11 protein-coding genes and 1 pseudogene are annotated in these 13,323 nt (G+C 64.3%); all 12 read left to right on the forward strand.

Annotated elements, in window-relative coordinates; genetic code table 11:
• Nucleotides 1-172: 172 nt before the first annotated feature.
• The 12 genes and pseudogenes from mdh (at nucleotide 173) to lpdA (ending at nucleotide 12,771) form a co-directional block, all read left to right on the forward strand.
• Nucleotides 173-1,141, forward strand: a complete 969-nt coding sequence (mdh, locus tag JG743_RS04740) for a malate dehydrogenase (protein ID WP_126057450.1) — start codon at nucleotides 173-175, stop codon at nucleotides 1,139-1,141.
• A 31-nt stretch (nucleotides 1,142-1,172) separates the two neighbouring features.
• Nucleotides 1,173-2,366, forward strand: coding sequence for an ADP-forming succinate--CoA ligase subunit beta (gene sucC / locus JG743_RS04745; RefSeq protein WP_202298685.1), 1,194 nt, complete (start codon nucleotides 1,173-1,175; stop codon nucleotides 2,364-2,366).
• A 34-nt stretch (nucleotides 2,367-2,400) separates the two neighbouring features.
• The gene (locus tag JG743_RS04750; protein WP_202298686.1) at nucleotides 2,401-2,928 is read left to right on the forward strand and encodes a hypothetical protein; all 528 of its coding nucleotides are present in this window, start codon (nucleotides 2,401-2,403) and stop codon (nucleotides 2,926-2,928) included.
• Between the two features lie 49 nt (nucleotides 2,929-2,977).
• Complete coding sequence (locus JG743_RS04755; protein ID WP_202298687.1) at nucleotides 2,978-3,349, forward strand: cupin domain-containing protein; 372 nt, start codon at nucleotides 2,978-2,980, stop codon at nucleotides 3,347-3,349.
• 3 nt (nucleotides 3,350-3,352) lie between these two features.
• Nucleotides 3,353-3,850, forward strand: a complete 498-nt coding sequence (locus JG743_RS04760; RefSeq protein WP_202298688.1) for a DUF1579 family protein — start codon at nucleotides 3,353-3,355, stop codon at nucleotides 3,848-3,850.
• Nucleotides 3,851-3,863: 13 nt separating this feature from the next.
• The gene (gene sucD, locus JG743_RS04765) at nucleotides 3,864-4,766 is read left to right on the forward strand and encodes a succinate--CoA ligase subunit alpha (protein ID WP_202298689.1); all 903 of its coding nucleotides are present in this window, start codon (nucleotides 3,864-3,866) and stop codon (nucleotides 4,764-4,766) included.
• A gap of 142 nt (nucleotides 4,767-4,908) precedes the next feature.
• Nucleotides 4,909-7,896 (forward strand): 2-oxoglutarate dehydrogenase E1 component, encoded by a 2,988-nt coding sequence (locus JG743_RS04770; RefSeq protein WP_202298690.1) that lies wholly within the window; start codon nucleotides 4,909-4,911, stop codon nucleotides 7,894-7,896.
• Nucleotides 7,897-7,927: 31 nt separating this feature from the next.
• A complete protein-coding gene (gene odhB, locus JG743_RS04775; protein ID WP_202298691.1) occupies nucleotides 7,928-9,208 on the forward strand; it encodes a 2-oxoglutarate dehydrogenase complex dihydrolipoyllysine-residue succinyltransferase in 1,281 nt (426 codons plus the stop codon).
• Between the two features lie 70 nt (nucleotides 9,209-9,278).
• Nucleotides 9,279-9,982 (forward strand): annotated as a pseudogene (locus JG743_RS04780) (DUF4241 domain-containing protein).
• 8 nt (nucleotides 9,983-9,990) lie between these two features.
• On the forward strand, nucleotides 9,991-10,500 hold the full coding sequence (locus tag JG743_RS04785) for a hypothetical protein (RefSeq protein WP_202298692.1): 510 nt from the start codon (nucleotides 9,991-9,993) through the stop codon (nucleotides 10,498-10,500).
• Nucleotides 10,497-11,252, forward strand: a complete 756-nt coding sequence (locus JG743_RS04790) for a glucose 1-dehydrogenase (protein WP_202298693.1) — start codon at nucleotides 10,497-10,499, stop codon at nucleotides 11,250-11,252. The genes JG743_RS04785 and JG743_RS04790 overlap by 4 nt, the downstream gene beginning before the upstream one ends.
• A gap of 112 nt (nucleotides 11,253-11,364) precedes the next feature.
• Nucleotides 11,365-12,771, forward strand: a complete 1,407-nt coding sequence (gene lpdA, locus JG743_RS04795; protein ID WP_202298694.1) for a dihydrolipoyl dehydrogenase — start codon at nucleotides 11,365-11,367, stop codon at nucleotides 12,769-12,771.
• Nucleotides 12,772-13,323 lie beyond the last annotated feature (552 nt).

Raw genomic sequence — 13,323 nt, forward strand, 5'->3', positions numbered from 1 at the left:
AACCGATTGAAAATGCTCGCTCCAAAATAATCGTTTGAATTTTCTATCCACCGGAGCTATTGGGTGCGGCGAAATTCACGGGTTCCCCGCAGCATTCGGCCTCCTTCCTCGACGCCGTCAGCAAGTCGCTAAAGATTTGGCGCCGTCACAGACAAAGGGAAAAAATCCTCACATGGCACGCAACAAGATAGCGCTTATCGGCTCGGGCATGATCGGCGGCACGCTCGCCCATATGATCGGCCTCAAGGACCTCGGCGACGTGGTTCTGTTCGATATCGCCGAGGGCATTCCGCAGGGCAAGGGGCTGGATATCGCGCAGTCGTCGCCGGTCGACGGCTTCGATGCCAGGCTGACCGGCGTCAACGACTATGCCGGCATCGAGGGCGCCGACGTCTGCATCGTCACCGCCGGCGTGCCGCGCAAGCCGGGCATGAGCCGCGACGACCTGCTCGGCATCAACCTCAAGGTCATGGAACAGGTCGGCGCCGGGCTGAAGAAGTACGCGCCGAAGGCCTTCGTCATCTGCATCACCAACCCGCTCGACGCGATGGTGTGGGCGCTGCAGAAGTTTTCCGGCCTGCCCAAGACCCATGTCGTCGGCATGGCCGGCGTGCTCGACAGCGCGCGCTTCCGCTATTTCCTGGCCGAGGAGTTCAAGGTCTCGGTCGAGGACGTCACCGCCTTCGTGCTCGGCGGCCATGGCGATAGCATGGTGCCGATGATCCGCTATTCGACGGTCTCCGGCATTCCGCTGCCCGACCTCGTCAAGATGGGCTGGACCTCGAAGGAGAAGCTCGACCAGATCGTGCAGCGCACCCGCGACGGCGGCGCCGAGATCGTCGGCCTGCTCAAGACCGGCTCGGCCTATTACGCCCCGGCGGCATCGGCGATTGCGATGGCCGAATCCTTCCTCAAGGACAAGAAGCGCGTGCTGCCCTGCGCGGCCCACCTGTCGGGCCAGTACGGGGTGAAGAACACCTATGTCGGCGTTCCCGTGGTGATCGGCGCCGGCGGTGTCGAGCGCGTCATCGAGATCGACCTCAACAAGAGCGAGCAGAAGATGTTCGACAGTTCGGTGGCGACGGTGCAGGGCCTGACCGAGGCCTGCGTCAAGATCGCGCCGCACCTCGCCTCGAAGTGATCCGCCAGGAATCGATCCGGAGACACATGCCATGAACATCCATGAATATCAGGGCAAGGCGCTGCTGAAGTCTTTCGGCGCGCCGGTCGCCGAGGGCGTGCCGGTGCTCAAGGCCGGCGACGCCGAGGCCGCCGCCAAGGCGCTGCCCGGCCCGCTCTATGTGGTGAAGAGCCAGATCCATGCCGGCGGTCGCGGCAAGGGCAAGTTCAAGGAGCTTTCCCCCGACGCCAAGGGCGGTGTCCGCCTGGCCAAGTCCGTGGCCGAGGTGGTCGCCAACGCCAACGAGATGCTCGGCCACACGCTGGTCACCAAGCAGACTGGACCGGCCGGCAAGCAGGTCAACCGCCTCTATATCGAGGATGGCGCCGACATCGACCGCGAGCTCTATCTGTCGATCCTGGTCGACCGTTCGGTCGGCCGCATCGCCTTCGTCGTCTCGACCGAGGGCGGCATGGACATCGAGGCGGTGGCGCACGACACGCCGGAGAAGATCATCACCGTCGCCATCGACCCGGAAAAGGGCGTGACGGAGGATGACGTCAGGAAGCTCAACGCCGCGCTGAAGCTCGACGGCGACGCGGCCAGGGACGGCGGCACGCTGTTCCCGATCCTCTACAAGGCCTTCGTCGAGAAGGACATGAGCCTGCTTGAGGTCAACCCGCTGATCGTGATGAAGAACGGCTGGCTGCGCGTGCTCGACGCGAAGGTGTCGTTCGACAACAACGCGCTGTTCCGCCACCCGGACGTGATGGAGCTGCGCGATACCACCGAAGAGGACGAGAAGGAGATCGAGGCGTCGAAATACGACCTCGCCTATGTCGCGCTCGACGGCAATATCGGCTGCATGGTCAACGGCGCCGGCCTCGCCATGGCGACGATGGACATCATCAAGCTCTACGGCGCCGAGCCCGCCAACTTCCTCGACGTCGGCGGCGGCGCTTCCAAGGAGAAGGTGACGGCGGCGTTCAAGATCATCACCAAGGACCCTGCGGTCGAAGGCATTTTGATCAACATCTTCGGCGGCATCATGAAGTGCGACGTCATCGCCGAGGGCGTGATTGCCGCGGTCAAGGAAGTCGGGCTGAAGGTGCCGCTGGTCGTGCGGCTGGAAGGCACCAATGCCGAGCTCGGCAAGAAGATCATCAACGACAGCGGGCTGAACGTGGTGTCGGCCGACGACCTCGACGATGCGGCAAAGAAGATCGTCAAGGCGGTGAAGGGCTGAGCGGATGCAGCCGAGGCGTCTTCTGTGTGCAATCGTGTTCGGCTTTCTGGCCGTTCCGTCGCATGCGGAAGAGATTTCGGATGCCGTCGTGCTTTATCAGCAAATTTGCATCGCTCCCGATGGTGATCTGGCGAAAAGCGGACAGTTAGCGTTGGAAAAAGGGTTCTCGGTCAGTTCAGATAATTTCGGTGTGAAAGTCCTTAGTCGAGATACGTCAAAAGGTCTCTCGGTCCCCTTCGTCAAGTTGAGTTCCGAGAGACCTGACGCAAATAGACTTGTTGGTGTTTGCGAGGTTTTTGGCAGCACCGCGCACATGTCGACGTTTCTCGACTACGTGGAATCGCAGGGATTGGTGGAGATGCCGAGGGAAGAGATTTTCCCTGATGCAGGAGACAAGATCTACCTTCGGTATTTTGCCGCCAAGGACTGCCTGGCATCAACTGGATACGACGGAAAGTGCCGGCTTGTATGGACGGTGGGTGATCCACCTGTTGGCGAGAACTACAGCGGTGCCTTTCGATTCAGCCGGAATTCTCACCACGATGCGGTCGGCCAACAATGAGCCGCGGCGAAGCCCCTGCAGTTGTGAATAAGTGTGAGGAAGTAAGCTCATGCCTCCGCGCAAGATAAACCTGGTCGAAGCTGCCGACGCGAAGATCGCCAAGGTCTTCGATCCGCACATCGCCGGCGACGTCAATGACAGCCAGGCGAAGGTTGCCAAGTTCGGCGCGACCTTCGACTGGCACGCGCATGACAATGAGGATGAAGCCTTCCTCGTCTTGCGCGGCAGGATCGCGATCGATTTCCGCGACGGGCCGGTCGAGCTCGGCGAGGGCGACTTCATCGTCGTGCCGCGCGGCGTCGAGCACCGCCCGCGCTCGCTGACCGAAGAGCCGGTGGTGCTGATGTTCGAGCCGGCGACGACGCTCAACACCGGCAACGCCAAGAGCGACCTCACCGTCACCGACCTGAAGCGGCTCTGACCTATGAACGCGGCGCCTTTCTCCTCGCTCTCGGCCGATCACCAGCGTCTGCAGGCGCTGGTCGGCGCGTGGCGCGGCGAGGAGGATGTGGCGGCAACGCAATGGACCGACGCCGGCACGGCGACTGCGGAAGTGCTTGCTGATGCACAGTTCGGCGGCCTGTTCGTGGTGCAGCGCTATCGCCAGCGCCGCGACGGCACGGTTTCGTTCGGCTCCCACAATGTGTTCGGCTTCGACCAGCAAAACGGCGTCGTCACCATGCACCAGTTCGATTCGATGGGCTTTGTGCCTGCCTCGCCGGCCACAGGCACGTGGAACGGCAGCGAGCTGGTTCTGGAGCGGTCGTCGCCTCGCGGCGCCGCCCGTGTGGCTTATTTTCTTGAAGGCGCCGATACCTACCGCATGAAGCTTCAATTCAAGCCCGCCGGCAGCGATGCCTGGCAAGACATGGTGAGCGGGCTCTACCGGCGCGTTTCGCCTTCCTCGATCAACGGTTTTTAGGAAAAGGGCCGCGATGTCCATTCTCGTCGACAAGAACACCAAGGTGCTCGTGCAGGGCCTGACCGGCAAGACCGGCACGTTCCACACCGAGCAGGCGCTGGCCTATCACGGCACCAAGATGGTGGGCGGCATCCATCCGAAGAAGGGTGGCGAGACCTGGACCGGCGCCAAGGGCGAGAGCCTGCCGATCTTCGCCAGCGTCGCCGAGGGCAAGGCCAAGACCGGCGCCAACGCGTCGGTCGTCTATGTGCCGCCGGCGGGCGCGGCCGAAGCGATCATCGAGGCGATCGAGGCCGAGATCCCGCTGATCGTCTGCATCACCGAAGGCATTCCGGTGATGGACATGGTCAAGGTCAAGGCGCGGCTCGACCGCTCCACCTCGCGGCTGATCGGTCCGAACTGCCCGGGTGTGCTGACGCCCGATGAATGCAAGATCGGCATCATGCCCGGCAACATCTTCCGCAAGGGTTCGGTCGGCGTTGTTTCCCGCTCGGGAACGCTTACCTATGAGGCAGTTTTCCAGACCACTAATGTCGGCCTCGGCCAGACCACCGCCGTCGGCATTGGCGGCGATCCGGTCAAAGGCACCGAGTTCATCGACGTGCTGGAGATGTTCCTCGCCGACGACGAGACCAAGTCGATCATCATGATCGGCGAGATCGGCGGCTCGGCGGAGGAAGACGCAGCGCAGTTCCTCAAGGACGAAGCCAAGCGTGGCCGCAGGAAGCCGATGGCCGGCTTCATTGCCGGGCGCACGGCGCCGGCCGGCCGCACCATGGGCCATGCCGGCGCGGTCATCTCCGGCGGCAAGGGCGGCGCCGAGGACAAGATCGCTGCGATGGAATCGGCCGGCATCAAGGTTTCGCCGTCGCCGGCCCGGCTCGGGACGACGCTGGTTGAAGCCATCAAGGGCTGAGGCCACGGTGCCTGAAGGGCGGATTTGGAATGGGAGCCAACGGCGGTTCGTTGGCTTTGAGGGGAAGAAGGACGGGTGAACCGTCCGCTATCGCGGCTCGGCCGCAAACGTAAGGAGACGGAGCCAGGCTCCGCTGAACGACATGGCAAGACAAGATCAGGCCAACGACCAGTTTTCGCTCACCTCTTTCCTCTATGGCGGCAATGCCGACTATATCGACGCGCTTTATGCCGCCTATGAGGACGATCCCGAATCGGTCAATCCCGAATGGCAGGACTTCTTCGCGGCGCTGAAGGACGACGCCGCGGACGTTCGCAAGAATGCCAAGGGCGCTTCCTGGGCCAAGCCCTCCTGGCCGATGCAGGCCAATGGAGAGCTGGTGTCGGCGCTCGACGGCAATTGGGGCCTGGTCGAAAAGGCGATCGAGAAGAAGGTCAAGGAAAGGGCCGTCACCAACGGCGTCGTCCTGTCCGATGCCGACGTGCACCAGGCGACGCGCGATTCCGTGCGCGCCATCATGATGATCCGCGCCTACCGCATGCGCGGCCATTTGCATGCCAATCTCGACCCGCTCGGCATCGCCAAGCCGCTCGAGGACTATAACGAGCTGTCGCCCGAGAATTACGGCTTCACATCAGCCGATTACGACCGGCCGATCTTCCTCGACAATGTGCTGGGGCTCGAATTCGGCACCATCCGGCAGATGCTGGAGATTCTCACCCGCACCTACTGCTCGACGCTCGGCGTCGAGTTCATGCACATCTCCGACCCCGAGGAGAAGGCCTGGATCCAGGCGCGCATCGAGGGCGCCGACAAGGAGATCACCTTCACCGCGACCGGCAAGAAGGCGATCCTGCAGAAGCTGATCGAATCGGAAGGCTTCGAGCAGTTCGCCGACGTCAAGTACAAGGGCACCAAGCGCTTTGGCCTCGACGGCGGCGAGGCGCTGATCCCGGCGCTGGAGCAGATCCTCAAGCGCGGCGGCCAGCTCGGCCTGAAGGAGGTCGTGCTCGGCATGGCGCATCGCGGCCGCCTCAACGTGCTCTCCCAGGTGTTGGCCAAGCCGCACCGCGCCATCTTCCACGAGTTCAAGGGCGGCTCGGCAGCGCCCGACGAGGTCGAGGGCTCCGGCGACGTGAAGTACCATCTCGGCGCCTCTTCCGATCGCGAGTTCGACGGCAACAAGGTGCATCTGTCGCTGACCGCCAACCCGTCGCATCTGGAAATCGTCGACCCGGTGGTGATGGGCAAGGCGCGCGCCAAGCAGGACCAGCTCGCCGGCCGCGAGCGCGGCGAGATCGTGCCGCTGTCTGAGCGCGCCAAGGTGATGCCGCTCTTGCTGCACGGCGACGCCGCCTTTGCCGGCCAGGGCGTGATCGCCGAGATCCTCGGCCTCTCCGGCCTGCGCGGCCATCGCGTCGCCGGCACGCTGCATTTCATCATCAACAACCAGATCGGCTTCACCACCAATCCGCGCTTCTCGCGCTCCTCCCCCTATCCGTCGGATGTGGCCAAGATGATCGAGGCGCCGATCTTCCACGTCAATGGCGACGACCCGGAAGCCGTGGTGCACGGCGCCAAGGTGGCGACCGAATTCCGCATGAAGTTCCACAAGCCGGTGGTGGTGGACATGTTCTGCTACCGCCGCTTCGGCCACAATGAGGGCGACGAACCGGCCTTCACGCAGCCGATCATGTACCGCGCCATCCGCACGCATAAGACGACGGTGCAGATTTATGCCGACCGGCTGATCGCGGAAGGCCACATCACCCAGGCCGAGTTCGACAAGATGAAGGCCGACTGGCGGGCGCATCTGGAAGCCGAATGGGAAGTCGGCCAGAGCTACAAGCCGAACAAGGCCGACTGGCTGGACGGCGCCTGGTCGGGCCTGCGCACGGCCGACAACCAGGACGAACAGCGGCGCGGCAAGACCGCCGTGCCGGTCAAGGTGCTGAAGGAGATCGGCAAGAAGCTGACCGAGGTGCCGAAGGGCTTCGAGGCGCACAAGACGATCGTCCGCTTCCTCGAGAACCGCCGCCAGGCGATCGAGTCGGGCGAAGGCATCGACTGGTCGACGGCCGAGGCGCTGGCCTTCGGCGCCATTCTGCTCGACGGCAACCCGATCCGGCTGTCCGGCCAGGATTCCGAGCGCGGCACCTTCTCGCAGCGCCATTCGGTGCTCTACGACCAGCGCGACGAGACGCGTTACATCCCGCTCAACAATCTGTCGGCGGCGCAGGCCGGCTACGAGGTCATCAACTCTATGCTGTCGGAAGAAGCCGTGCTCGGCTTCGAGTATGGCTACAGCCTGGCCGAGCCCAAGGCGTTGACGCTTTGGGAAGCCCAGTTCGGCGACTTCGCCAACGGCGCCCAGGTGGTGTTCGACCAGTTCATCTCGTCTGGCGAGCGCAAGTGGCTCAGAATGTCGGGCCTCGTCTGCCTGTTGCCGCACGGCTATGAGGGCCAGGGACCGGAGCACTCGTCGGCCAGGCTCGAGCGCTTCCTGCAGCTCTGCGCCGAAGACAACATGCAGGTGGCCAACGTCACCACGCCGGCCAACTACTTCCACATCCTGCGCCGGCAATTGAAGCGCGATTTCCGCAAGCCGCTGATCCTGATGACGCCGAAGTCGCTGCTGCGCCACAAGCGGGCGGTGTCGACGCTGTCGGAGGTTTCGGGCGAAAGCTCGTTCCACCGGCTGCTGTGGGACGACGCGCAGCTGTTGCCGAACCAAGCGATCAAGCTCACCAAGGATTCGAAGATCCGCCGCGTCGTGCTCTGCTCGGGCAAGGTCTATTACGACCTCTACGAGGAGCGCGAGAAGCGCGGCATCAACGATATCTACTTGCTGCGCGTCGAGCAGCTTTATCCGTTCCCGGCCAAGGCGCTGATCACCGAACTGTCACGCTTCCGCAATGCCGAGATGGTGTGGTGCCAGGAGGAGCCCAAGAACATGGGCGCCTGGTCGTTCATCGACCCGTATCTGGAATGGGTGCTGGCGCATATCGACGCCAAGCATCAGCGGGTGCGCTACACCGGCCGGCCGGCCTCCGCCTCGCCGGCGACCGGGCTGATGTCGAAGCATCTCAGCCAGCTCGCCGCCTTGCTCGACGACGCGCTTGGCGAATAGAACCCTTAAAGAGACAGAACGGACAGGCACAATGGCTACCGAAATCCGCGTCCCCACCCTCGGCGAATCCGTAACGGAAGCGACCATCGGCAAATGGTTCAAGAAGGTCGGCGATGCGATCGCCGCCGACGAGCCGCTGGTGGAGCTCGAGACCGACAAGGTGACGGTGGAAGTGCCGTCCCCTGGCGCCGGAACGCTGGGCGAGATCGCCGCCAAGGAGGGCGAGACGGTCGGCGTCGGCGCACTGCTCGGCTCGATCTCGGCCGGTGGCGAGGCAGCCGCTCCGGCGACCAAGCCGCAGGCCGTGTCGCAGGCCTCGAGCCCCGAGGCGGCATCAACCGTCAGGCAGGCTGCCGCCGAGACCGCCAAGATCGCCGGCGATGCCGGCGCGATCGAGCAGCGCTCGATGCCGCCGGCGCCGGCGGCGGCGAAGCTGATTGCCGAGGCCAACCTCGCGGTCGACCAGATCGCCGGCACAGGCAAGCGCGGCCAGGTGCTGAAGGGCGACGTGCTCGACGCCATCGCCAGGGGCGCTCCCTCGCAACCGGCCGAGACGCCGAAATCGGCGCCGGCGCCGGTCGCGGTCCGCGCGCCGTCCTCGGCCGACGACGCCCCGCGCGAGGAGCGCGTGCGCATGACGAAGCTGCGCCAGACGATCGCGCGGCGGCTGAAGGAAGCGCAGTCGACCGCCGCCATGCTGACCACCTTCAACGAGGTCGACATGAGCGCGGTGATGGCGCTCAGGGCCAAGTACAAGGACGTGTTCGAGAAGAAGCACGGCGTGAAGCTCGGCTTCATGGGCTTCTTCACCAAGGCGGTGACGCATGCGCTGAAGGAGATCCCGGCGGTCAATGCCGAGATCGACGGCACCGACATCATCTACAAGAACTTCGCCCATGTCGGCGTCGCCGTCGGCACCGACAAGGGCCTGGTGGTGCCGGTGGTGCGCGACGCCGACCAGATGGGAATCGCCGAGATCGAGAAGGAGATCGGCCGTCTCGGCCTCGCCGCGCGCGACGGCAAGCTCTCCGTCGCCGACATGCAGGGCGGCACGTTCACTATCTCTAACGGCGGCGTTTACGGCTCGCTGATGTCGACGCCGATCCTGAACGCGCCACAGTCGGGCATCCTCGGCATGCACAAGATCCAGGACCGGCCGGTGGTGGTCGGCGGCCAGATCGTCATCAGGCCGATGATGTACCTGGCGCTCAGCTACGATCACCGCATCGTCGACGGCAAGGAAGCGGTGACCTTCCTGGTCCGCGTCAAGGAAAGCCTGGAGGATCCGGAACGGCTGGTGCTCGATCTGTGATCGGGCTGGTCGCGCCGTGAGCGGCTGGCTGGAACGGTTCGGTTACAAGCTGGGCCGGCGAGCCGGTGGCATGCTGCGGTCTATTGGCCTGGCCACCGCCGCTGTTCCATCGCTGGCGGCGGCCGCCCAATGGGATCCTACGCAGGCGAGCAGCAATCTTGGTGTTTTCGCCCTTAGTGATGCCGAACTGGCTGAGCGGCAGATCACCGTCACGCCGATTGGTGACCTCGAATTGCCGACGGGCGAAATCATTGCCTGCGATCCGCTGACCACCGGAACGGACTGGCCAGCCTTGAGCCGCAAGGTCAAAACGGGGCGGTACCCGGTTTCGCTGCTTGAGGCACAAGGCCGTGTGGCCGCCGCGGTCCTGCGTTTCCGGCCCGGCACGCCTGTTCGCTGGGAGCTGGCGACCTTGCCCGACCAGGATACATCGACCTTGAAGGGCGACGAGGCATTTGGATATCCCGTCGATGCTGGCCTTGGGTCATTCATGGACAAGACGGCAATGGTGCTGATGTCGGAGCATCGGGACAAGCTCGAAGCCGACCAGAACTACTATGACGATGTGCTGGCGGCTGAGTTTGCGCCCAACCAGGACAGGTTCGTGATGCATCATCCGGTTGCCGGCAACCTACTCAACATTGCGATATTCTGGAGCGGATGGGGTGACGAATCTATCCGTCATTCTGGGGTCTTAACGCGGCCGGGGAGCCCCTACTTCTGATGACCGACTTTGACGTGCTTGAAAACGCTGACGGTCACGAGAGCGAGTAGACCGGCCGATGCAAAGCGCCCTGTCGCCCACGATCGCATGCGCAGCCGGAGTGCTGGCCGTGTTGTTCACCGGCCCCGCCGCCCACGCCGCTTGCCCGCTCGAACTCGCCGTCTATGGCGATGCCGAAAGCGAGGCCGGCATCGATTTCAGGCCGACCATGGACTCGGCTACCGTTACCAACAGCTTCAAGATGGTGCTCGACAAGGGCGTGGTGCTGGACGGCATCGTCATGTGGACGGACGGCGTGGCGCGGCCGCATGGCTCGCTGATGTACAAATGTCCGACCGGCGACATCACCGGCGACGAGCTCGCCGCCTGCACGGTCTGGGAGGGCGTCATTTATGGTGCCGACGACAAGGGCAACATCGCGCTGCTGCCGGCCGAAGGCACTGACGCGCCGAAGAGCCTGATCTTTCCCGATCTCGGCGCCTCGCTGCAGATGTCGGCCGCCTATGGCCCCGGCGGTTTTTCCAAGGTGCCGTGGGACGTGTTTCTGCTGGAGGGCTGCCAGGAATGAGCGCTACGAATAAGGTGCTTTTGGTCACCGGCGGTAGCCGCGGCATCGGCGCCGCCATCTGCCGGCAGGCGAGTGAGGCCGGCTATCGTGTGGCGGTGAACTATGTCTCCAACCGCGCGGCGGCCGATGCACTGGTCGCCGAGCTCGAAACCGGTGGCGGCGAGGCCATTGCCGTCAAGGGCGATGTTGGCAACGAAGCCGACGTGTTGGCGATGTTCGAGGTGGTGGACAAAACCTTCGGCCGGCTCGATGCCTTCGTCAACAATGCCGGCATCGTCGACGCCAAGGCGCGCGTCGACGAGATGAGCGGCGCGCGGGTCGAGCGCATGATGCGCGTCAACGTCGTCGGTTCCTTCCTGTGCGCCCGCGAGGCGGTGAAACGCATGTCGACCCGCCATGGCGGCAAGGGCGGCGCCATCGTCAACCTCTCCTCGGTCGCGGCGATCCATGGCGCGGCGGGCGAATATGTCGACTATGCCGCCTCCAAGGGCGCGATCGACACCATGACCATCGGCCTTGCGCGCGAAGTGGCGACCGAAGGCGTGCGCGTCAACGCGGTCAGCCCCGGCATCACCGACACCGAGATCCATGCCTCCGGCGGCCAGCCGGATCGCGTGGCACGGATGCGGGACGTGCTGCCGATGAAAAGGCCCGGCAGCGCGGATGAAGTCGCGAGCGCGGTTCTCTATCTTCTGTCGGACGCGGCCTCCTATATAACGGGCGCGATCCTGAATGTGAGCGGCGGCCGCTGAAGCAATTCCAGGAAAAGTGCGTAGCGGTTTTCCGGTTCGGAATTGCGTACAAGGAAAATAACCGGAGTGGTTCCTATCCGAACCGCTCCGGCGCCAAGCAAAGGACAAGACCATGGCTTATGACGTCGTAATCATCGGATCGGGACCGGGCGGCTATGTCTGCGCCATCAAGGCGGCGCAGCTCGGGCTGAAGACGGCGGTGGTCGAGAAGAACGCCACCTTCGGCGGCACCTGCCTCAACATCGGCTGCATCCCGTCGAAGGCGCTGCTCCACGCCTCCGAGATGTTCGCCGAGGCCGGTCATTCCTTCGATACGCTTGGCGTCGAGGTCGGCGCGCCGAAGCTCAATTTGAAGAAGATGCTGGCGCACAAGGACGCGACCGTGGCGGCCAACGTCAACGGCGTCGCCTTCCTGTTCAAGAAGAACAAGATCGACAGCTTCCGCGGCACCGGCAAGGTGGTTGGCGCCGGCAAGGTCTCGGTCACCGGCGAGGACGGCAAGGTCGAGGAGCTCGAGACCAGGAACATCGTGATCGCCACCGGTTCCGACGTCGCCGGCATTCCCGGCGTCAAGGTCGACTTCGACGAGAAGGTGATCGTGTCCTCGACCGGCGCGCTGTCGCTGGACAAGGTGCCGGGCCATCTGGTGGTGGTCGGCGGCGGCGTCATCGGGCTGGAGCTCGGCTCGGTATGGGCCAGGCTCGGCGCCAAGGTCACCGTGGTCGAGTTCCTCGACAGCATCCTCGGCGGCATGGACGGCGAGGTCTCGAAACAGTTCCAGCGGCTGCTGTCCAAGCAAGGCTTCGAGTTCAAGCTCGGCGCCAAGGTCACCGGCGTCGCCAAGGCCAAGAAGGGCGCCAGCGTCACCTTCGAGCCGGTTAAGGGCGGCGCGGCCGAAACCATCGATGCGGATGTGGTGCTGGTCGCCACCGGCCGCCGCCCCTATGCCGACAGCCTCGGGCTGAAGGAGGCGGGCGTCGAGGTCGACGAGCGCGGCCGCGTCAAGACCGACGGGCATCTGCGGACCAACGTTCCCGGCATCTACGCCATCGGCGACGTCGTCACCGGACCGATGCTGGCGCACAAGGCCGAGGACGAGGGCGTGGCCGTGGCCGAGATCATTGCCGGCCAGGCCGGCCATGTGAACTACGATGTGATCCCGAGCGTCGTCTACACCAGCCCGGAAATCGCCTCGGTCGGCAAGACCGAGGAGGAATTGAAGAAGGCCGGCATCGACTACAAGGTCGGAAAATTCCCGTTCACCGCCAATGGCCGGGCGCGCGCCATGCTGCACACCGACGGCTTCGTCAAGATCCTCGCCGACAAGCAAAGCGACCGCGTGCTCGGCGTCCATATCGTCGGCTTCGGCGCGGGCGAGATGATCCACGAGGCGGCGGTGCTGATGGAGTTCGGCGGCTCGTCGGAAGATCTGGCCCGCACCTGCCACGCGCACCCGACGATGTCGGAAGCGGTGAAGGAAGCGGCGCTGGCCACCTTTTTCAAGCCGATCCATATCTAACCTTCGTGTTGGTGGCGGGCCTATCCGCACCAAAACAAAACGGCCCGCCGAAAGGCGGGCCGTTCTTCGTTGAACTCAGGGGCCAGATTACGGGCTCGGAGCCGGTGCAGGCGCCGGAGCCGGGGCGGGCGCAGGTGCGGGAGCCGGCGCAGGTGCCGGAGCGGGCGCAGGCGCAGGCGCAGGCGCAGGCGCTGGCTCGGCAGGCTTCATCGGTTCGGCCGGAGCCGGAGCGGGTGCCGGCGTGCTGGCGGCCGGCGGCTCAGCTGGCGCCGGGGCTTCGCTGCGTCTGCCGAAAACATAGTAGGCGACAATGGCCAGGATAATGACAACCAGGGCTATCAGCCAGCCGCTGCCGCCGCCACCCGACCTGGGAGTGTCGTTAGGGTTCGCCATAAAAGTGTCCTCCGTGGATGAAAAGTATCAATCAACACCCATCAACGCGCAACCGTTGAACGGGTTTCATACTAGGCCCGGAAAATGCCGAAAGCAGGGCAATTTTGATGGGGATTCGCTTATCGGCATGCATTTCCACCGCAATTTGCGCCGGGGTCG

The sequence above is a fragment of the Mesorhizobium sp. 131-2-1 genome, from assembly GCF_016756535.1.
GTDB lineage: Bacteria > Pseudomonadota > Alphaproteobacteria > Rhizobiales > Rhizobiaceae > Mesorhizobium.

Excerpts from the sequence above, each read along its gene's own strand:
- odhB (WP_202298691.1), top strand. The coding sequence starts at position 7,928 with ATGGCTACCGAAATCCGCGTCCCCACCCTCGGCGAATCCGTAACGGAA.
- JG743_RS04760 (WP_202298688.1), top strand. The coding sequence starts at position 3,353 with ATGAACGCGGCGCCTTTCTCCTCGCTCTCGGCCGATCACCAGCGTCTG.
- sucC (WP_202298685.1), top strand. The coding sequence starts at position 1,173 with ATGAACATCCATGAATATCAGGGCAAGGCGCTGCTGAAGTCTTTCGGC.
- JG743_RS04790 (WP_202298693.1), top strand. The coding sequence starts at position 10,497 with ATGAGCGCTACGAATAAGGTGCTTTTGGTCACCGGCGGTAGCCGCGGC.
- lpdA (WP_202298694.1), top strand. The coding sequence starts at position 11,365 with ATGGCTTATGACGTCGTAATCATCGGATCGGGACCGGGCGGCTATGTC.
- JG743_RS04770 (WP_202298690.1), top strand. The coding sequence starts at position 4,909 with ATGGCAAGACAAGATCAGGCCAACGACCAGTTTTCGCTCACCTCTTTC.
- sucD (WP_202298689.1), top strand. The coding sequence starts at position 3,864 with ATGTCCATTCTCGTCGACAAGAACACCAAGGTGCTCGTGCAGGGCCTG.
- JG743_RS04755 (WP_202298687.1), top strand. The coding sequence starts at position 2,978 with ATGCCTCCGCGCAAGATAAACCTGGTCGAAGCTGCCGACGCGAAGATC.
- JG743_RS04785 (WP_202298692.1), top strand. The coding sequence starts at position 9,991 with ATGCAAAGCGCCCTGTCGCCCACGATCGCATGCGCAGCCGGAGTGCTG.
- mdh (WP_126057450.1), top strand. The coding sequence starts at position 173 with ATGGCACGCAACAAGATAGCGCTTATCGGCTCGGGCATGATCGGCGGC.